This is a genomic window from Streptomyces sp. NPDC043680 (assembly GCF_056436685.1).
Map to the genome: position 1 here is coordinate 416,828 of NZ_JBWKCE010000005.1, position 18,373 is coordinate 435,200.

20 protein-coding genes are annotated in these 18,373 nt (G+C 73.1%); 9 read left to right on the forward strand and 11 right to left on the reverse strand.

The window, feature by feature from the left end; all coding sequences use genetic code 11:
* Positions 1–56: 56 nt before the first annotated feature.
* Positions 57–716 carry a TetR/AcrR family transcriptional regulator gene (locus AC0666_RS14230; RefSeq protein ID WP_361723078.1) on the forward strand — a complete coding sequence of 220 codons (660 nt, stop codon included), beginning with the start codon at positions 57–59 and terminating at the stop codon, positions 714–716.
* A 76-nt stretch (positions 717–792) separates the two neighbouring features.
* On the opposite strand, the gene glnA is transcribed toward AC0666_RS14230, so the two are convergent.
* Positions 793–2,202: a type I glutamate--ammonia ligase gene (glnA, locus tag AC0666_RS14235; protein ID WP_361723075.1), complete on the reverse strand. Its 1,410-nt coding sequence runs from the start codon at positions 2,200–2,202 to the stop codon at positions 793–795.
* A 185-nt stretch (positions 2,203–2,387) separates the two neighbouring features.
* Here glnA and AC0666_RS14240 point away from each other — a divergent pair, with 185 nt between their 5' ends.
* The gene (locus AC0666_RS14240) at positions 2,388–2,855 is read left to right on the forward strand and encodes an RDD family protein (RefSeq protein WP_361723072.1); all 468 of its coding nucleotides are present in this window, start codon (positions 2,388–2,390) and stop codon (positions 2,853–2,855) included.
* Between the two features lie 116 nt (positions 2,856–2,971).
* On the opposite strand, the gene AC0666_RS14245 is transcribed toward AC0666_RS14240, so the two are convergent.
* The 5 genes from AC0666_RS14245 to AC0666_RS14265 all read right to left on the reverse strand — a co-directional run bounded on the left by AC0666_RS14245 (position 2,972) and on the right by AC0666_RS14265 (position 6,424).
* Positions 2,972–3,670, reverse strand: a complete 699-nt coding sequence (locus AC0666_RS14245) for a DUF4191 domain-containing protein (protein WP_468584225.1) — start codon at positions 3,668–3,670, stop codon at positions 2,972–2,974.
* Positions 3,671–3,680: 10 nt separating this feature from the next.
* Positions 3,681–3,878 carry an SCO2195 family GlnR-regulated protein gene (locus AC0666_RS14250; protein ID WP_356853145.1) on the reverse strand — a complete coding sequence of 66 codons (198 nt, stop codon included), beginning with the start codon at positions 3,876–3,878 and terminating at the stop codon, positions 3,681–3,683.
* A gap of 288 nt (positions 3,879–4,166) precedes the next feature.
* Positions 4,167–5,120, reverse strand: coding sequence for a lipoyl synthase (lipA, locus tag AC0666_RS14255; protein ID WP_478707647.1), 954 nt, complete (start codon positions 5,118–5,120; stop codon positions 4,167–4,169).
* Positions 5,121–5,229: 109 nt separating this feature from the next.
* Complete coding sequence (lipB, locus tag AC0666_RS14260) at positions 5,230–6,030, reverse strand: lipoyl(octanoyl) transferase LipB (RefSeq protein WP_468967275.1); 801 nt, start codon at positions 6,028–6,030, stop codon at positions 5,230–5,232.
* Positions 6,031–6,106: 76 nt separating this feature from the next.
* Complete coding sequence (locus AC0666_RS14265; protein ID WP_478707648.1) at positions 6,107–6,424, reverse strand: hypothetical protein; 318 nt, start codon at positions 6,422–6,424, stop codon at positions 6,107–6,109.
* 171 nt (positions 6,425–6,595) lie between these two features.
* On the opposite strand from AC0666_RS14265, the gene AC0666_RS14270 reads away from it, so the two are divergent.
* Complete coding sequence (locus AC0666_RS14270; RefSeq protein ID WP_468967281.1) at positions 6,596–8,041, forward strand: NsdA family TPR-like regulatory protein; 1,446 nt, start codon at positions 6,596–6,598, stop codon at positions 8,039–8,041.
* Positions 8,042–8,196: 155 nt separating this feature from the next.
* Here the strand turns inward: AC0666_RS14270 and AC0666_RS14275 are convergent, their stop codons facing one another.
* From AC0666_RS14275 to AC0666_RS14285, 3 genes are all read right to left on the reverse strand, one after another.
* Complete coding sequence (locus tag AC0666_RS14275; RefSeq protein WP_468967284.1) at positions 8,197–9,462, reverse strand: FAD-dependent oxidoreductase; 1,266 nt, start codon at positions 9,460–9,462, stop codon at positions 8,197–8,199.
* Positions 9,463–9,605: 143 nt separating this feature from the next.
* Positions 9,606–10,508: a TIGR01777 family oxidoreductase gene (locus AC0666_RS14280; RefSeq protein WP_468967287.1), complete on the reverse strand. Its 903-nt coding sequence runs from the start codon at positions 10,506–10,508 to the stop codon at positions 9,606–9,608.
* Between the two features lie 84 nt (positions 10,509–10,592).
* Positions 10,593–11,273: a VIT1/CCC1 transporter family protein gene (locus AC0666_RS14285; protein WP_361725726.1), complete on the reverse strand. Its 681-nt coding sequence runs from the start codon at positions 11,271–11,273 to the stop codon at positions 10,593–10,595.
* Positions 11,274–11,374: 101 nt separating this feature from the next.
* Here AC0666_RS14285 and AC0666_RS14290 point away from each other — a divergent pair, with 101 nt between their 5' ends.
* Positions 11,375–12,517 (forward strand): PP2C family protein-serine/threonine phosphatase, encoded by a 1,143-nt coding sequence (locus AC0666_RS14290; protein WP_468967290.1) that lies wholly within the window; start codon positions 11,375–11,377, stop codon positions 12,515–12,517.
* A gap of 74 nt (positions 12,518–12,591) precedes the next feature.
* A complete protein-coding gene (locus AC0666_RS14295) occupies positions 12,592–13,119 on the forward strand; it encodes an SMI1/KNR4 family protein (RefSeq protein WP_478707649.1) in 528 nt (175 codons plus the stop codon).
* A gap of 76 nt (positions 13,120–13,195) precedes the next feature.
* Here the strand turns inward: AC0666_RS14295 and AC0666_RS14300 are convergent, their stop codons facing one another.
* On the reverse strand, positions 13,196–13,453 hold the full coding sequence (locus AC0666_RS14300; protein ID WP_356853130.1) for a hypothetical protein: 258 nt from the start codon (positions 13,451–13,453) through the stop codon (positions 13,196–13,198).
* A gap of 107 nt (positions 13,454–13,560) precedes the next feature.
* On the opposite strand from AC0666_RS14300, the gene AC0666_RS14305 reads away from it, so the two are divergent.
* Both AC0666_RS14305 and AC0666_RS14310 read left to right on the forward strand, forming a co-directional pair.
* Complete coding sequence (locus AC0666_RS14305; protein WP_361725692.1) at positions 13,561–13,932, forward strand: ArsC/Spx/MgsR family protein; 372 nt, start codon at positions 13,561–13,563, stop codon at positions 13,930–13,932.
* Between the two features lie 376 nt (positions 13,933–14,308).
* On the forward strand, positions 14,309–14,869 hold the full coding sequence (locus AC0666_RS14310) for a hypothetical protein (RefSeq protein ID WP_468967296.1): 561 nt from the start codon (positions 14,309–14,311) through the stop codon (positions 14,867–14,869).
* Between the two features lie 43 nt (positions 14,870–14,912).
* On the opposite strand, the gene AC0666_RS14315 is transcribed toward AC0666_RS14310, so the two are convergent.
* Positions 14,913–15,854, reverse strand: coding sequence for a Gfo/Idh/MocA family protein (locus AC0666_RS14315; RefSeq protein WP_468967602.1), 942 nt, complete (start codon positions 15,852–15,854; stop codon positions 14,913–14,915).
* A gap of 307 nt (positions 15,855–16,161) precedes the next feature.
* On the opposite strand from AC0666_RS14315, the gene glnII reads away from it, so the two are divergent.
* Both glnII and AC0666_RS14325 read left to right on the forward strand, forming a co-directional pair.
* Positions 16,162–17,181: a glutamine synthetase gene (gene glnII, locus AC0666_RS14320; RefSeq protein WP_361725686.1), complete on the forward strand. Its 1,020-nt coding sequence runs from the start codon at positions 16,162–16,164 to the stop codon at positions 17,179–17,181.
* Between the two features lie 499 nt (positions 17,182–17,680).
* Positions 17,681–18,316: a winged helix-turn-helix domain-containing protein gene (locus tag AC0666_RS14325; RefSeq protein ID WP_478707650.1), complete on the forward strand. Its 636-nt coding sequence runs from the start codon at positions 17,681–17,683 to the stop codon at positions 18,314–18,316.
* Positions 18,317–18,373: the final 57 nt, after the last annotated feature.

Below are 18,373 nucleotides of genomic sequence, written 5' to 3' on the forward strand. Positions count from 1 at the left end.
TTGCCATACTGACAAACCATGCAATTCCAGGCCGGTCCGGGGAGTAGGCTTCCCCCGTGAGATCCCCTCGTCCGTACTCCCCCTCGCCCGGCCCCGGGGCCCAGTCGCTGACCGAGCGCCGCAAGGCCGCCACCCAGCTCGACATCGCGCGCGCGGCCTGCGCCCTGTTCGCCGAACACGGGCCCGACGGCACCACCGCCGAGGACATCGCCCACCGCGCCGGTGTCGCGCTGCGCACGTTCTACCGCTACTTCCGCAACAAGCAGGAGGCGGTGGCCCCCCTCCTCGCCACCGGGGGCGACGCCTGGCGCGCCCTGCTCGCGGAGGAGCACCCCGGCACCCCGCTCGGCGAGGCCCTGGAACGCGCGGTCACCCGCTCCCTCAGCGACCCGAGGGCGGTCGGCGAGGGCCTGGAGGTGACCCGCGGCCTGCTGCGGGCGGCGGCGTCCGACCCGGCGCTGCGGGCGGTCTGGTACCGCGTGAACCAGGACTCCGAGGAGCACCTGGTCCCGGTCATCGCCCGGCTGGCGGGCCCCGCCGCGGACCCCCTCGCCGTCCGCCTCCTCGCGGCGGCGGCCACGGACGCGATCCGGGTCTCCCTGGAGGTCTGGTCCGGGACCGACACCCCGCCCACGGGCCCGGACTCCCCGGCCGAACTGGCCGTCCGCTCCCTGCGGGAGCTCACCCGCGGCATGGCGATCCTGTCCGGGCCGTGACGGACGCGGACAACGGCAGAGGCCCTGCCGCTCTCCGAGGAGAGCAGCAGGGCCTCTGTCAGGGCTTGCCCGGTTCTTAGATGTCGAAGTACATCTCGAACTCGTGCGGGTGCGGGCGCAGCGCGATCGGGGCGATCTCGTGCGTGCGCTTGTAGTCGATCCAGGTCTCGATGAGGTCCGGGGTGAAGACACCGCCGGCCAGGAGGTACTCGTGGTCCTCCTCCAGGGCCTTGAGGACGGCGTCCAGGCTGGTCGGGACCTGCGGGACGCTCGCGTGCTCGTCCGGGGAGAGCTCGTAGAGGTCCTTGTCGATCGGCTCCATCGGCTCGATCTTGTTCTTGACGCCGTCGAGGCCGGCCAGGAGCAGCGCCGAGAAGGCCAGGTACGGGTTCGAGGACGGGTCCGGGGCGCGGAACTCGACGCGCTTGGCCTTCGGGTTGGAGCCCGTGATCGGGATGCGCATGGCGGCGGAGCGGTTGCGCTGCGAGTACACCATGTTGACCGGCGCCTCGAAGCCCGGCACCAGGCGGTGGTAGGAGTTCACCGTCGGGTTGGTGAAGGCCAGCAGCGACGGGGCGTGCTTGAGGATGCCGCCGATGTAGTAGCGGGCGGTGTCCGAGAGGCCCGCGTAGCCGGCCTCGTCGTAGAAGAGCGGCTCGCCGCCCTGCCACAGCGACTGGTGGACGTGCATGCCGGAACCGTTGTCACCGAAGATCGGCTTCGGCATGAAGGTCGCGGTCTTGCCGTTGCGCCAGGCGACGTTCTTCACGATGTACTTGAAGAGCATCAGGTCGTCGGCCGCGGCGAGCAGCGTGTTGAACTTGTAGTTGATCTCGGCCTGGCCGCCGGTGCCGACCTCGTGGTGCTGGCGCTCGACCTGGAGGCCCTGGGCGTCCAGCTCAAGGGAGATCTCGGCGCGCAGGTCGGCGAAGTGGTCGACCGGGGCGACCGGGAAGTAACCGCCCTTGTAGCGGACCTTGTAGCCGCGGTTGTTCTCCTCGGAGCCGGTGTTCCAGGCGCCGGCCTCGGAGTCGATGTGGTAGAAGCCCTCGTTCGCGGTGGTCGCGAAGCGCACGCTGTCGAAGATGTAGAACTCGGCCTCGGGACCGAAGAACGCCGTGTCGGCGATCCCGGTGGAGGCGAGGTAGGCCTCGGCCTTCTTCGCGATGTTGCGCGGGTCGCGACTGTAGGCCTCACCCGTGATCGGGTCGTGGATGAAGAAGTTGATGTTGAGCGTCTTGTCCTTGCGGAACGGGTCCAGACGCGCGGTGCTGATGTCGGCACGCAGCGCCATGTCGGACTCGTGGATCGCCTGGAAGCCGCGGATCGAGGAACCGTCGAAGGCGAGCTCCTCCGCCGGGTCGAACGCCCGCGCCGGGATGGTGAAGTGCTGCATCACACCAGGCAGGTCGCAGAAGCGGACGTCGACGAACTTGACGTCGTTCTCCTCGATGTACTGCTTCACTTCGTCGGCGTTCTGGAACATCCAACTCCTCCTACTCCCGGTCCCGGGGCAGGGACGGGCTTTATAGCTCGTGGTGCGTCAGTGCGGTGCCGCACGCTGACCCGACCATAAGCAGACGGGATTTCTCAAGCATGACCCATTTGTTTCGCACAAGTTAACCAGGGTCCGGCCGGAAGGCCGCGGAGCCGCACAGGTACCGTGTTCGGGTGGACAACAGGCAAGCAATCGGATCATGGCTCTCCGGCCCCCGTGCGGCCGCCGAGGACATGGGTGTCGACCTCGGCTACCCGGGGGAGCGGCTCGGCCTGCCCCGGCAGGGCCCGGGCTCCGCGGCCCGCTTCGGGCGCCGTCTCGGCGCCGTCGCCGTCGACTGGATCGGCTGCCAGCTCATCGCCTACGGGCTGATCACCGGCGGCGGTGGGACCGCGACCGGCAACTGGACTCTCGCGCTCTTCGTCGCCCTGAGCGTCCTCACGGTCGGCACCGTCGGCTTCACGCCCGGGAAGCGGCTCCTGGGGCTGCGGGTCGTCGCAGAGGGCGGGGGCCGCCTCGGCTTCGGCCGGGTGGTGCTGCGCACGCTGCTGCTCGCCCTGGTCATCCCGGCGCTGATCTGGGACCGGGACGGCCGCGGCCTGCACGACCGCCTCGCCCGTGCCGTCCAGGTGCGGATCTGAGCGAGCCGTCAGACACGTCACACACACGCACGTCACAGGGGCGCCCCCCGAGCCGATCGGCTCGGGGGGCGCCCCTGTGACGTGCGCGCGCGTCCTCGTCGTATACGAAAAGCGGGTCAGCGCATCTTTCCGCCGCGCGGCATCCGCATGCCCTTGGGCATGGGGCCCTTCGGCAGCGGCATGTTGCTCATGAGGTCGCCCATGGCCCGCAGCTTGTCGTTGACCTGGGTGATCTGGGGGCCGGCCAGTACGCGCGGCAGCTTCAGCAGCGTCGTACGGAGCTTCTTGAGCGGAACCTCGCCCTCGCCCGTGCCCACGATGAAGTCGTGCACCGGGATGTCCGGCATGATCCGGGCCATCTTGCGCTTCTCGGCGGCCAGCATGGGCTTGAGCCGGTTCGCGTTGCCCTCGGCGATCAGCACGACGCCGGCCTTGCCGACGGCCCGGTGGACGATGTCCTGGTTCCGGTTCATCGCGATGGCCGGGGTGGTCGTCCAGCCCCGGCCCACGTTGTCGAGTACGGCCGCGGCCGCGCCCGGCTGTCCTTCCATCTGCCCGAAGGCAGCTCGCTCGGCCCGCCGTCCGAAGACGACCGCCATTGCGAGGAAAGCCACCAGGAAGCCCAGAATGCCCAGGTAGACCGGGTGGTCGATCAGGAAGCCGATCGCAAGAAAGACACCGAAGGTGACGATTCCCACGCCCGCGACGATCAGACCGACCTTCGGGTCGGCCTTGCGCGTCATCTTGTACGTCAGGGCGATCTGCTTCAGTCGCCCGGGGTTCGCAGCAGTCTCTGCGTTTGACTTCCTCGCCATACAGCGAAGTTTACGTGGCCTGCGGGGTCCGGGTCGCAGCGGCCTCCAGTACGTGCTCGGTCTCGACCCGGTCCCTGGCCCTGCGCCGGTCTTCGAGGACCGCGCTCCAGGCGTTGCGGCGGGCGCCGCTCATGAGCAGCGACTCGATGCCGCGGAAGGCATCGGTGAACGACGGGATGGCGATGGCGCGTACGGGCGCGGCCTGCATAGTGTCGATCCCTTTCACGGTGCTCACGTCGGACAGTGCGGTCAGGGCTGTGCGGTGGTGTGCGCGGTGCGTGGACCTATCGTCACTGATTGGTGTTACCAGGGCATGACCCCGCGGTCAAACGATGATGAAACATTGGCGCGGCCCGCCGGACTCTTCCTATAAAGAGCCTAGGGGCCGCGCCGGTGCGTATTACTCGTCAGTAAGCTTTTGTGCGCGAATTCACACACTCGTCGCGTCGATCGGACGGCTGCGCGCTCCCCGGCCTGCGGTCCGGCTCCGCACCGCCTACGCTCCGGCTCCGCCGCGCTTGTCCATCGCCTGCCGGTACAGCCGGCCGGCCCGGTACGAGGATCGGACCAGCGGGCCGGACATGACGCCGGAGAAGCCGATCTCCTCGGCCTCCTGCGCCAGCTCCACGAACTCGGCCGGCTTCACCCAGCGCTCCACGGGGTGGTGCCGCGGCGAGGGCCGCAGGTACTGGGTGATGGTGATGAGCTCGCAGCCGGCCTCGTGGAGGTCCTTCAGGGCCTGCGAGACCTCCTCGCGCTCCTCGCCCATGCCGAGGATCAGGTTCGACTTGGTGACCAGGCCGTAGGCGCGCGCCTGGGTGATCACGTCGAGGGAGCGCTCGTAGCGGAAGGCGGGGCGGATCCGCTTGAAGATCCGCGGCACCGTCTCGACGTTGTGCGCGAAGACCTCGGGGCGGGAGGCGAAGACCTCCTCCAGCAGCTCCGGTACCGCGTTGAAGTCGGGGGCCAGCAGCTCGACCTTGGTGTGGCCGCCCTCGCGGCCGGCCGTCTGCTGGTGGATCTGGCGCACGGTCTCCGCGTACAGCCACGCGCCGCCGTCCGGCAGGTCGTCGCGGGCGACGCCGGTGATGGTGGCGTAGTTCAGGTCCATGGTGACGACCGACTCGCCGACGCGGCGCGGCTCGTCGCGGTCCAGGGCCTCGGGCTTGCCCGTGTCGATCTGGCAGAAGTCACAGCGCCGGGTGCACTGGTCGCCACCGATGAGGAAGGTGGCCTCGCGGTCCTCCCAGCATTCGTAGATGTTCGGACAACCGGCTTCCTGGCACACCGTGTGCAGTCCTTCGCCCTTCACGAGGGCCTGCATCTTCGTGTACTCGGGACCCATCTTCGCCCGGGTCTTGATCCACTCGGGCTTGCGCTCGATGGGGGTCTGGCTGTTGCGGACCTCCAGGCGCAGCATCTTGCGTCCGTCGGGTGCGACTGCGGACACGACCGGCTCCCTGTGACTTCGATTCTTCGGCGCCCACCAGGGTACGCCCGTAATTTCGTACGCTCTTACGACGGCCAACCTGCGCGCCGCCGGGACCATTCCCCGGGCGCTAGGAGCCCGCGACGGGCTCGATCTCCCGGGGCCGCAGCTCGGCGTGCTCCAGGACGTCCTTCAGGTGCCTCTCGGCGACCGGCAGCACCTCGGCGATGGTGACCTCGCGGCCCAGTTCGTACGAGAGCGAGGTCACACCGGCGTCCCGGATGCCGCAGGGGATGATCCGGTCGAACCAGGTGCTGTCCGGGTTCACGTTCAGCGCGAACCCGTGCATGGTGACGCCCTTGGCGACCCGGATCCCGATCGCGGCGAGCTTGCGGTCCTCGCGGCGCTGGCCGGCGTTGGACGGGGCGTACTCGGGGCCGTTGAGCCGCGGGTCGAACTCCTCGTCGTGCAGGCGCGGGTCGAAGTCCAGGGAGAGGCCGCCGATCCTGGGGCGCTCCTCCACGGGGTCGCCGAGCACCCAGACGCCGCTGCGGCCCTCGACCCGGGTGGTCTCCAGGCCGAAGTCGGCGGCGGTGCGGATCAGCGCCTCCTCCAGGCGGCGGACGTGCGCGACCACGTCCACCGGCCGCGGCAGCTTCATGATCGGGTAGCCGACCAGCTGGCCCGGGCCGTGCCAGGTGATCTTGCCGCCGCGGTCCACGTCGACGACGGGCGTGCCGTCCAGCGGCCGCTCGCTGTCCTCGGTGCGCCGGCCCGCCGTGTAGACCGGCAGGTGCTCCAGCAGCAGGCAGGTGTCGCCCAGCTCGTCGGCGAAGCGTGCGGCGTGGACCCGCCGCTGCTCCTCCCAGGCCTGGGTGTACTCGACGTAGTCCGGTCCGAAGCCCAGATGGACAAAACCGAGCTCAGCCACGGCAGCGCCTCCTCGTTGAACCTGCTGCGTGCACGTATCGCACCAGCCAAGGGTACGGCCGCCCGTTCCGGCTGCCTCAGGCGCCCGGCGGCGGGGCCTCCGGCAGCCGCCCGCGCAGCTCCGGCAGGGGCCACGGCAGGAGCCGGGGGCGCCGGCGCCCGTGGGCCGGCCGGTCCGGGTCCTCGTCCGCTCGCGGCAGCCGCCGGTGGCCCTCGGAGTGGTCGTTGACCCACCCGCACACCCCGCAGGCGTAGCGCCCGTCGAGCCCCGCGATGTACGTACCGCAGCGCCGGCACTCGGCCTCGGTGAGCTCGGGCGCCGTCAGCGGCTCGGGCGCGGACGGTGCCGCGGTGGTGTCTGCGGGCGACTGCGCCCCCTGGGGCCTGCGGGTCATGCGCGCAGCGTACGTGGGCGGAGGGGACCGGTCCGTAAAGAGCCCGGTCGATTCTGCACACGATCGGATGACTGTGGGGCGGACAGGACGGCAAGGACGGAGTTCGCCGCTACATTCACGCCGTTCAAGGGCCGGGACTCCGGTCCGTCACGTACGGAAACCGTGGAGCCGATGACGGAACGACCTGCCCAGCGCGTCCCCAACCGGCAGCTCGCGGCGCTGATCGCGGAAGCCGGGTTCTCCAACGCCGGGCTCGCCCGCCGCGTCGACCAGCTCGGTCTGGAGCACGGTCTCGATCTGCGGTACGACAAGACCTCCGTGACCCGCTGGTTGCGCGGGCAGCAGCCGCGCGGAACCACCCCGGCGCTGATCGCGGAGGTCTTCACCCGGCGCCTGGGCCGCCGGCTCTCGGCCCAGGACCTCGGGCTGGACGCCTGCGCGCCCGTGTACGCGGGGCTGGAGTTCGCGGCCACGCCGGAGGAGGCCGTGGACATCGCCAGCGGGCTGTGGCGCAAGGACTCCGGCTCCCACGCCGAGCTGCGGAAGATCGCCTTCACCCCGGCCGGACTGGTCGTGCCCAGCCGGGACTGGCTCATCGGGCGGCCCGACGAACGGGTGGGCCGCGGCGCCGACCCGGCCGCCGCCGCGGCCCGCGTCCCGATGCAGGGGCGGCCCTCGGTCCCCCGCCAGCGGCAGATCGACCGGGGGCCCGGGCAGCGGGTGACCAGCGGGGACATCGCGGCGCTGCGCTCGGTCAGCGAGCTGTTCCGCAGCCTCGACCAGACGTACGGCGGCGGCCACGCCCGCCAGGCGCTGGTGCGGTACCTGGAGCACGAGGCCGAGCCGATGCTGCGCGGCACCTACGGGGAGACCACCGGGCGGCGGCTGTTCGCGGCCGCGGCCGACCTGACCCGGCTCGCGGGCTGGACCTCGTACGACATCGCGGCGCACGGCCTCGCCCAGCGCTACTTCGTGCAGGCGCTGCGCCTCGCGCAGGCGGCCGCGGACCGGCCGTACGGCAGCTACGTGCTGGTGACCATGAGCCGGCAGGCGGTCTACCTCGGCCACGGCCGGGAGGCGGTACAGCTGGCCCGCGTCGCCCAGCAGGGCGTCGGCTCGGGGCCCCCGCCGGTGGTGCAGGCGCTGCTCCACGCCGCGGAGGCGCGCGGGCACGCGGTGCTGGGCGAGGTCCGGGCGGCGACGGCCTCGCTGGTGCGGGCCGAGCGGGCGCTGGGCACGGCCCGGCCGGGGGACGACGTACCGCACTGGGCGCGGCTGTTCGACGAGGCGCAGCTGGCGGACGAGTTCGGGCACTGCCACCGGGACCTCCAGCAGTACCGGGCCTCGGCCCAGCACGCGGAGCGCTCGCTCCAGCTGCGGGCGCCGGGCTTCGCCCGCTCGCGGCTGTTCTGCCGGGTGGTGCTGGCCACGGCCCGGCTGGGGCTCGGGGAGCTGGACCAGGCCTGCGCGCTGGGTGCGGAGGCGGCGCAGCAGGCCATGGAGATGCGGTCGGTGCGGGCGGTGGAGTACGTACGGGACTTCGAGCGCAGGCTGGAGCCGTACCGGGACGCCGCGGCGGTGCGGACCTACCGGGACCGGGTCGCGGCGCTGTCCTGATCTTGACGCGCCCCTCGCACGGCTCGGCCCCGGGGTCCTCACGGGCTTCGGGTCGCTGCGACGGACTCCGCCCGTCGGCGGCCCGGGCCGTGCGCGGCCGACACCCGTGGGGGTCCGGTCCCGGGAGCGGAACCGGACCCCTGGCGGGTGTGGCCTCAGGCCGCCGCCGGGAGGGCGGGCTCCGCGGTGGCCGGGAGCCGGATGCCGAAGTCCCGCAGGACGGCGGTGGCCGCGCGGCGGGCGGAGTTCAGGGCGCCCTGCACGGTGTTGGAGTCCCGGTGGTCGCCGCACACGTACAGCCCCGCCAGGACCCGTACCGGGCGCCGCAGGTCGTGGGGCGGCGGCATGGCCGGGACGGCCTCCGGGGTGTGGTGGACGGCCAGCAGCTCCCAGTCGCGGGTGGCCGTCTCGTACAGCCGGGCCAGGCGCGAGGTGACCGTACGGGCGGCCGGCGGCGGCCCGAGCACGGTGGTGGTGACCAGGCTCCGGCCGGCCGGGGCCCGCGTCGGGTCGACGGCGCTCATCACGGCGGTGTGGGCGACAGGCCACCCCGGGTCGCCGTCCAGCAGGAGCGAGCCGTCCCAGGGCAGCGGTCCCGCCCCGGCGGGAGTGGCGTGGTGGATCACCGTGACCTCGTGGAAGTGCGGCACCCGCAGCCCGGGCAGCAGCTCGGCGGCGGCCCGGGCCCCGGTGGCCAGGACGGCGGAGCGGCAGCCGAAGTCGCCGTGGTCCTCGGTGGTGACGAGGTTGGTCGCCACCGACCGGACCCGGACCCCGGTGCGGACGGTGCCGGGCGGCAGCGCGGCGGCCAGCAGTTCGGGCAGGGCCGAGGCGCCGCCCTCGGGCACGGCGAGGCGGCCGCGGGCGAAGCTGCGCAGCGCGAGGTCGGCGACCCGGCTGGAGGTGGTGAGCTCCGGATCGCGCAGCAGGGCGGAGAGCAGGGGCCGCAGGGTGGTGCCGAGGGCCCGGGAGCGCAGGGCGGCGAGCGCGGTGCGCTCGGGGCGGGCCAGGACCCGGTCGACGGGCAGGGCCGCGAGCCGGCCGAGGAACGCGCTGAGGCGGGCCTGGTCGAAGGAGCCGCTGGCCAGCGCACGGGCCGGGGTGCGGGTGCCGACCCGCTGCTGCCTGCCGTCGGCGTGGACGAGCACCCCCGGTGCGAAGGGCCGCAGGACCAGGTCGGTGAGGCCGGGGGTCCGGTCGAGCTCCGTGTAGGAGGTGTTGAGCAGCTGTCCGATCCGGTCCAGCCGGAAGCCGTCGGCCTGCTCGGTGGCCATCCGTCCGCCGGGGTCGCCGGCGGCCTCCAGGACGGTGACCGTGACCCCTGCCGCGATCAGGTGGTGTGCGGCCGCGAGTCCTGAGACCCCGGCTCCTACGATGACGACGTCCGCATGCTGTGCGGCATGGTGCGAGCTGGTGAGCACGTGCCCCTCCCCGAGGTCGGCGCGGCTGTGTGGGGTTCCTCCTTCCCCCAAGCGGCTCAAGGGGAACCCCGGCGGGGCGGAGTATTACGGTCAACTCCGGTCGCACAGCGGTCGCATTCGGGGCACAAACGGTCGCACGGTGGTTAAGGGTGCTCCCCCGCCAGCGCCGCGCGGATCGCCTCGTCGATGCCCGGGTGACGGAAGGCGAAGCCCGACTCCAACAGCCGCGCGGGACGCACCCGCTGACTGCCGAGCACGTCCTGCGCGAACTCCCCGAGGGCGACGCGCATCACCGGCGCCGGCACGGAGAACAGGGTCGGGCGGCGCAGCACGCGGCCCATGGCCGCGGTGACCTCACGGTTGGTCAGCGGTTCCGGGGCGGTCAGGTTGACCGGGCCGGAGAGGCCGGGGGTGGCGAGGATGTGGCGCAGGGCGGCGATCTCGTCGTGGAGGGAGATGTACGACCAGTACTGGCGGCCGTCGCCGAGCCGGCCCCCGATCCCCGCGCGGAAGAGGGGGAACAACTTCCCCCAGGCCCCGCCCTGGGCGGCGACCACCAGCCCGGTCCGGGCGAGGACCGTCCGTACGCCGGCCTCCCGGGCGGGGGCGGCGGCGGCCTCCCACGCGACGCAGACCTCCGGCAGGAAGCCGCTCCCGGCAGGGGCGTCCTCGTCGACGGGGCGGTCACCGGTGTCGCCGTAGTAGCCGATGGCGGAGCCGGAGACGAAGACGGCGGGCGGCCGGTCCTGCGCGGCGATGGCGCGGGCGATGGCGCGCGTGCCGTCGACCCGGCTGTCGCGGATCTCCTTCTTGTACGCGTCGGTCCAGCGCCGGTCCCCGACCCCGGCCCCGGCGAGGTGCACGACGGCTGCGCAGCCGTCCAGACCGGCGGGGTCGACGTACCCGCGGCGGGGATCCCAGGCGGCCTCGTCGGGAGCGGTGGGCGGCCGGCGCACGAAGCGGACGACGTCGTGCCCGTCGGCGCGCAGGGACCGCGCCAGGGCCTGCCCGATGAGACCACCGGCCCCGGTGAGAGCGATACGCATCCCCCCATCATGCCGCCACCCGTCACGGCGGCCCGACGCGGCACGGCCCGGCACCACCGGCCCCCGGAGGGGACGGGGGCCGGGTCACGACGTGCCGAGCCAGGTGCCCACCGCGTAGGTGACCGCCATCGCCAGCGCGCCGCCGGCGACGTTGCGCAGGACCGCCCTCGGCACCGGCGCGCTGCCCAGGCGGGCGCTGAGGACCCCGCACAGGGTCAGGGCCGCCAGGACCGCCGCCGCCGTCACCGGGACCCGCTCCGACGGGCCCGGCAGGACGATCGCCAGCAGCGGCAGCACCGCCCCCACCGTGAACGCCACCAGGCTCGCCAGCGCCGCGTGCCACGGATTGGCCAGCTCGTCCGGATTGATACCGAGCTCCACCCTCGCGTGCGCCCTCAGCGCGTCCCGCGCCGTCAGCTGCTCCGCGGCCTCCCGCGCCAGGGCCCGGCTCAGCCCCCTCGCCTCCAGCAGCTCGGTCAGCTCGTCGAGCTCCGCCTCCGGCTCCTCGGCGAGCTCCTGCCGCTCCAGGGCCAGCGCGGCCTCCTCGGAGTCCCGCTGGGAGCTGACCGACACGTACTCCCCCGCCGCCATCGACAGCGAACCCGCCAGCAGCCCCGCCACCCCTGCCGCCAGGATCGCCGAGCGCGAGGTGGTGGCCCCGGCCATGCCCACCACCAGGCCCGCCGTCGAGATGATCCCGTCGTTCGCGCCGAGCACCCCCGCGCGCAGCCAGTTCAACCTGGTGCTGATCACCGCGCTCTGCATCTCTTCCGTCACGGGACCACTTTCGGCGTACGGACCCCGCAAGGCCACCCGGCGGGGCGGTCCGGGGTGCGCGGCCCCCGCCCCCGTACCAGGGTGGAGGGGTGAGACGCCGACGCCAGGAGCCCGGCTGGCTGCGCGGGGAGCCGCCACCCCGCTGGGCCCGGTTCGCGCCCGCGGTGGCCATGGTGGTGCTGGTGCTCGCGCAGCGCGCCACCCCGGGCGATGTCGAGCTGGGCTACTTCCTGGCCGGCCTGCCCCCCGTCGCCGCCTTCGCGTACGGGGCGGCCGGCACCGCCGTCTTCGCCGCGATCGTGCTCCTGCTGATCGGCGTCCCGTCACTCGGGATAGCGCACGCCCACGGCTCGGACCTGGCCACCGTCGCCGTGGTCGCGCTGCTCAGCGTGGTGATCGCCTGGGTGCGGCGGCGCCGTGACGCCCAGCTGGTGAACGTGCGCACCGTCGCGGAGGCGGCCCAGCTCGCCGTGCTGCCGCCCGTGCCGGAGCGCGTCGGCCCGGTGCACTGCGCCGGCCTGTACCGCGCGGCCCAGCAGGGCACGCTGGTCGGCGGCGACCTGTACGACGTGCGGGCCGGGCCGTACGGGGTCCGGGCCCTGGTCGGCGACGTCCAGGGACACGGCCTGGCCGCGGTCGGCACGGTCGCGGCCCTCCTCGGGGCCTTCCGCGAAGGGGTGCTCGACGACGCGGAGCTCACGGCGGTGGCCGCGCGGCTGGACCGCAGGCTGCTGGCCGACACCGCCGAGCCCGCGCTCTCGGACCCGGCCGCTCCCCCCGGTGAGCGGCCGGAACTGTTCGCCACCGCCCTGCTGCTGGAGTTCCCGCCCGGCCAGGACCTCGTACGGGTCGTGTCCTGCGGGCACCCGCCCGCGCTGCTGCTGCGGACGCACACGGTGTCCGAGGTGGACGTGGAACCGGGGCCCCCGCTGGGCCTGGGCCTGGCCGGATCGACCCCGCCACCGGTCACCTGCGTCCCCCTCCTCCCCGGCGACCGCCTGCTCGCCCACACGGACGGGGTCACGGAGGCCCGCGACGCCGCGGGCGACTTCTACCCGCTGGCCACCCGTGTCCCCGTCCTGGCCACCGACCCCTCGGGCCTGCTGCTCGCGGTCTGGCGCGACCTGGTGGCCTTTACCCGCGGCGGCCCGCCCGACGACGTGGCCCTCCTGGTCCTGACCCTCCCGGCCCCCTCGGCAACCGCCACGGCCGACGGCTCGGTCCACGGCTGAGCGAGCTCGCGGATCACGGCCCACGGCCGCACCCGGCAGGCCCCGACCAGGGGGTCACCCCCTAGCCTGTGCGCGTGACGCCTGCCGACGACCGCCGCTTCCCCGCACCTCTCGCCGCCGCCATGGCGGCCCCGTTCGACTACGAGAACGGTGACGGGATCGACTTCGAGCCCTTCGACTCCTTCCTGTCCGCCGCCGAGACCGCCGACTGGTTCCAGGCATGGACCGGCAACACGGAGCTGACCGGCGAGGAGTTCCGCGTCTTCGGCCAGGACGGCACCGGCGGCCTCGCCGCCTTCTGGCTGGTCCGCCCGGACCGGCCGCTGTCCGGGCAGCCCGTCGTCTTCCTCGGCTCCGAGGGCGAGACCGGCGTCGTCGCCCGCGATCTGGGGGACTTCCTGTGGCTGCTCGCCGACGGTTTCGGCCCCTTGGAAGCAGCCACGACGTACGCGCCCGACCGGCTCCCGCGCCCCGACGCGGAGCGGACGGCCATCGCGGAACGCCATGCACCGGACCGGCGCAAGCCGGCGAAGACCGTGATCGAGCTGGCCGGCCGGGAGTTCCCGGACTTCGACGAGACCGTCATGGCCTTCTGCCGCTGACCCGGCCAGCCCGCCGCCGGCCGCCGACCGGGGCCCGGGCTCGGGTCCCGGCGGCGTGCCGTGGCAGGCGGGCGGCTCAGGCCGCGTTGCTCACGATGAAGGCGCGCACCAGCTTGCACGTGACGTTCGACGGGCGGTGGATGCCGGTACGGACGGCCATCGTGCGGATCTTCCGGTTGGTGGCGCGCCGGGCGTCGTACGTCCCCGAGTCGAGCAGGGATATCGCCAGCCGCATCGCCTTCAGCCGGCGGTTGTGGCTCTCGTACCACTCGCGGGGCAGACCCGCGGGCAACGGCTTCTTCTTGACGGGCTGGACGGTGGTGGCAGTGGCCATCTACAGCCTCCCAAACGGTAGTTGGCGTCCTGTCGTTCTCCCTCGATTTTACCGGCGCCCACTGACAGAAGCCCCTGGCCAGACCGGCACCGCCTAGGCTTGGACCCATGGAGATCTGGATCAATCCCGCCTGTTCGAAGTGCCGCAGCGCGCTCACCCTGCTGGACGCCGAGGGCGCCGACTACACCGTCCGCCGCTACCTGGAGGACGTGCCCTCCGAGGACGAGATCCGCGAGGTGCTCGGCCGCCTCGGGCTGGAGCCGTGGGACATCACCCGCACCTCCGACCCGCTGGCCAAGGAGACCGGCGTACGGGACCTGCCGCGCGAGGAGAACGACGCGGCCCGGGCCCGCTGGATCTCCCACCTCGCGGCCCACCCGAAGCTCATCCAGCGCCCCATCATCACCGCCGAGGACGGCACCGCGGTGGTCGCCCGCTCCGAGGAGGCGGTCCGCGAGGCCCTCTCCCGCCGAGCCTGAGCCCAGGGGGCCGGAACCGGCCGGTCCGGAGCCGCGCGGGGTGAGCCCCGGCCGGGCCGGAGCCGGGCCGGGCGTGAATCCAGCGGAGCCCGAGCCCGGTCGACTCAGGATCGGCCGAGCAGCCGACCGGCGACCGCCCAGCCCGGCGCTCCCGGACTGACGCCCCCTCACGCCCGGTCCCGGCCGAGCCGGTACGGGCGGCGCCCCCGCTCCCGGGTACGACGCCCGACGACCCCGCCTCCGCACCGCCGCCGCCTCCGGCCCCACCGGCCGTGACCGGAGCGGGCAGGGCGGACTGATCTCGCCCTCACTTCCCCACCCCATAAGGTGCGAAAAAGACACAACGCACCCATCACATCGAAGGGGTCGGACCGTCGTGACCGAGCAGCCGCAGGGCCCGCAGCCGCACGACAGCGCACCGGAGGCCGCCGGCCGCGGCGACCGCCTGCTGCCTCCGCCGCGGCGGACGGCCGACTGGATGTTCGGCGGGGTGTACGGGACCGTGCTGGCCGCCGGGCTGCTGGCCGCTCTGGACCGGAAGGGCGGCGACTACACCCCGTACCACGACGCCGGCTGGGTGCTGGTCACCGCGGCCGCAGCCGGCCTTGCGCACGGCTACTCCCACCACATGAGCAGCCACCACGCCGGCTCCGCCGGACACCGGTGGCGACTGCTCGGGCGGGCGCTGTGGAACGAGTGGCCGGTCATCGCCGCCACCCTGCCCACCGTGCTGCTGCTGGTCTCCGCCGGGCTCGCCCACTGGGACTCCTCCGGCGTGACCGCCGTCGGGCTCGGCGTGAACACCGCGCTGCTGTTCGGCTGGGGGTCCTTCGTGGCGGTCCGGGTCGGCTACCGGATCGGCTCGGCCCTGCTGATCGGCCTCGCCGACGCCACCATCGGCCTGGTCATCATCGTGGCCAACGCCCTCCTCAAGTAGCCGCGGGCGCAGCAGGCCCGAGCCCCACCTCGACCCCGGGCGCTCAGTCGGGCAGCTGCCCCTCCGCCTCCGCCAGGATCTCGGTCACCCGCGCCGCGAACCGCGCCCCGCGCGGATCCGGCACACCGGTCCGGGCGGCGGTGAGCAGGGCGTCCAGGGCGCGCCCGTACGCACCCGGTACGTCGGTCCAGTTGGGCAGCGAGAAGACGCCCTCGGCTCCGCGCACCTCCAGCCCCACCCCGGCGGCGGCGGTCGGTGCGCCCAGGCTGAGCACCGCCGTGCTCGCCGCGCCCGAGGCGTGGCGCAGGGCCAGCTGGACCACGTCGGAAGGGCCGCGGGTGGCGCTGACCGAGGTGACCTCGCCGAGCACCGGGATCAGCACGGACAGGGCGTGCGGGCCGACGTCCCACAGTCCGCCCTTGTCCTTGCGCCAGGGCGAGTCGGCGTACGCGCTGGGCGCGCCGTCGGGCGGGAAGACGGCACCGAGCCAGTGCGCACTGGCCGTGAACCAGCCGGTGCGCCCGACCTGCTCCTGCACCCAGCCGGCGGCGGGCTCGGCGAAGCGGAGGGTGAAGAAGACGACGGAGGCGACGCCGTGCCGGGCGGCGGCGTCGGCCACGGCGCGGGCGTCCGCGACGGTCGTGGCGACGGGTTTGTCGAGCAGCAGGTGGCGGCCCGCGGCGGCGGCGCGGACGGCGAGCGGGGCCTGCACGTCAGGCGGCAGGGCGAAGGCCACGACGTCACAGTCCGCGAACAGCGCGTCGGGGTCTTCGTACACCTTCACGTGGTACGCGTCGGCCAGCTCGGCCGCGGCTTCGGGCCGGCGGCCCCACACGCCGGCGAATTCGGAGCCGGCGTGGGCGGCGAGGGCGGGGGCGTGGGTGCGGTGCGCCCAGGGGCCGGTGCCCAGCAGGCCGACCCGGGGTCGGGCGGGCAGGGGAAGGGGACCCGTGGGGGCACCGCCAGAGGTCAAATCGTACGAAATGCTCACCTGCCAAGTCTGCCCCACTCGGACGGGTGTGCTGCCACCAACCCGCACAAGCCACCCGACCTGCGGTGTAAACCTCGGTAACACGGGGTTCACACACGGGCAACGGAAGAGGAATCGCCGCGGGGCACGCTGCCCAGTACACGCTGCGGTTCACGCCGCAGCACCACAGAACCGCAGCACCGCAGAACGCAGCACCGCACAACGCAGTGACGGCACAACGCAGCGACCGCGCAACGCAGTGACCCGCAGCAGCAGCACCCGCAGAGGCTGCGCCGGAGCGACGCACCGAAGGATGGGGCCCGTGAGCTACAAGGCTGAGTACATCTGGATCGACGGCACCGAGCCGACGGCGAAGCTGCGCTCCAAGACGAAGATCCTCGCCGACGGCGCCGAGCTCCCGATCTGGGGCTTCGACGGATCGAGCACCAACCAGGCCGAGGGCCACGCCTCCGACCGCGTGCTCCAGCCGGTGTTCTCCTGCCCGGACCCGATCCGCGGCGGGAACAACGTCCTCGTGCTGTGCGAGGTGCTGAACATCGACATGACCCCGCACGAGTCGAACACCCGCGCGCTGCTGCGTCCGGTCGCCGAGAAGTTCGCGGGCCAGGAGCCGATCTTCGGCATCGAGCAGGAGTACACCTTCTTCGACGGGGCCCGTCCGCTCGGCTTCCCGGTGAACGGCTTCCCGGCCGCGCAGGGCGGCTACTACTGCGGTGTCGGCTCGGACGAGATCTTCGGCCGCGACATCGTCGAGAAGCACCTGGACCACTGCCTGGCGGCGGGCCTGAGCATCTCCGGCATCAACGCCGAGGTCATGCCCGGCCAGTGGGAGTTCCAGGTCGGCCCGGTCGGCCCGCTGGAGGTCTCGGACCAGCTGTGGATCGCCCGCTGGCTGCTCTACCGCACGGCTGAGGACTTCAACGTCTCCGCGACGCTGAACCCGAAGCCGGTGAAGGGCGACTGGAACGGCGCGGGCGCGCACACCAACTTCTCCACGAAGGCGATGCGCGAGGACTACCGCGCGATCATCTCCGCGTGCGAGGCGCTGGGCGAGGGCAGCAAGCCGATGGACCACGTGAAGAACTACGGGGCCGGCATCGACGAGCGCCTGACGGGTCTGCACGAGACCGCCCCGTGGAACGAGTTCAGCTACGGCGTCTCCGACCGCGGCGCATCGGTCCGCATCCCGTGGCAGGTGGAGAAGGACGGCAAGGGCTACATCGAGGACCGCCGCCCGAACGCCAACGTGGACCCGTACGTGGTGACCCGCCTCATCACGGACACCTGCTGCACGGGCCTGGAGAAGGACGGCCTGGTCTGAGCCCCGGTTGACCCGCAGTCGCCCGCCGAGTCCCCGTGGACCGGCGGGCGTTGTGCTGTCCGGCGGTGTGGGACGGATCTGCCCACGATGCGATACGCGGGCCTCGCCGGGGGAAGGGGGCCGGTCCGGATGATAACGGTTCATCCGGAATCGCACCCGGCCTCCTAGGAGGAAGATCGCGGAATTTGAGATTCCGCTCCACCTTTCGAGACAGGACCTGCCCCGCCGCCCCCGCATCTGCTTCAATGAGGCCCATGGCCAGCCACTCGCACCCCTCGAACGGTCGCAGCGACCTCGAGCCTTTCTGGCCCTCTCGTCAGGATCACGATTACGACCGGGAGTGTTGCCGCGCGAAGAACGCGCCGGCCCTCTAAAGCCTTCCGGGATCCGCCAACGGACCTGCCCAAGGCCTTCGGTCTGCGCGGTACGCGACGTCGTCTGCACGTCCGCACGTCTGCACCTTCTCCTGCCGACCTCCGCGTGAAAGAGCTGACCACTCATGTCCCACACCCGTTCCCTGACGTCCGCCTCCGCCTCCGCCGTCTCCGCTGCGACCGCTCCCCTCCCCTTCCCGCCCAGTCCGCGCCACCGGCTGCGCGCCGTGGACCGGGACGAAGTCGCCCGCGTGGTCGACCTGCTCCCGCCCGGCGCCACCTGGCTGCCCGCGCCCCAGCACACCCTGCCGGCGCTGCCGGGCCAGCCGCCGATGATCGGCTACCTGGTCCTCGTACCGGCCGACCAGCAGCCGCAGATCGCCTTCTCCCCCGCGTCCGTTCCCGTCCCGGCGCCCGCGGCCACCGCCACCGCCACCGCCCCGACGGCCGTCGCCGGGACCACCACCGGTGACGCCCTGGTCCGCATCGACGCGGCGCAGCGCACCGCCGAGGTCGACGGCCGGGTACTCGACCTGACGTACCTGGAGTTCGAGCTGCTGGCCCACCTGGTGGCGCACCCGCACCGGGTGCACAGCCGGGACCAGCTGGTCACCACGGTCTGGGGCTACGGCCACGTCGGCGACGGCCGGACCGTGGACGTCCACATCGCCCGGCTGCGCCGCAAGCTGGGCGCGGCCCACCGCGGCGCGATCCAGACCGTGCGGCGGGTCGGGTACAAGTACTCCCCGTCCGCCCTGTGAGCCCCATGGCACCCGCCTGACGGCCTTGCGAACGCCGGGAACTGACGGTGGGCCCGT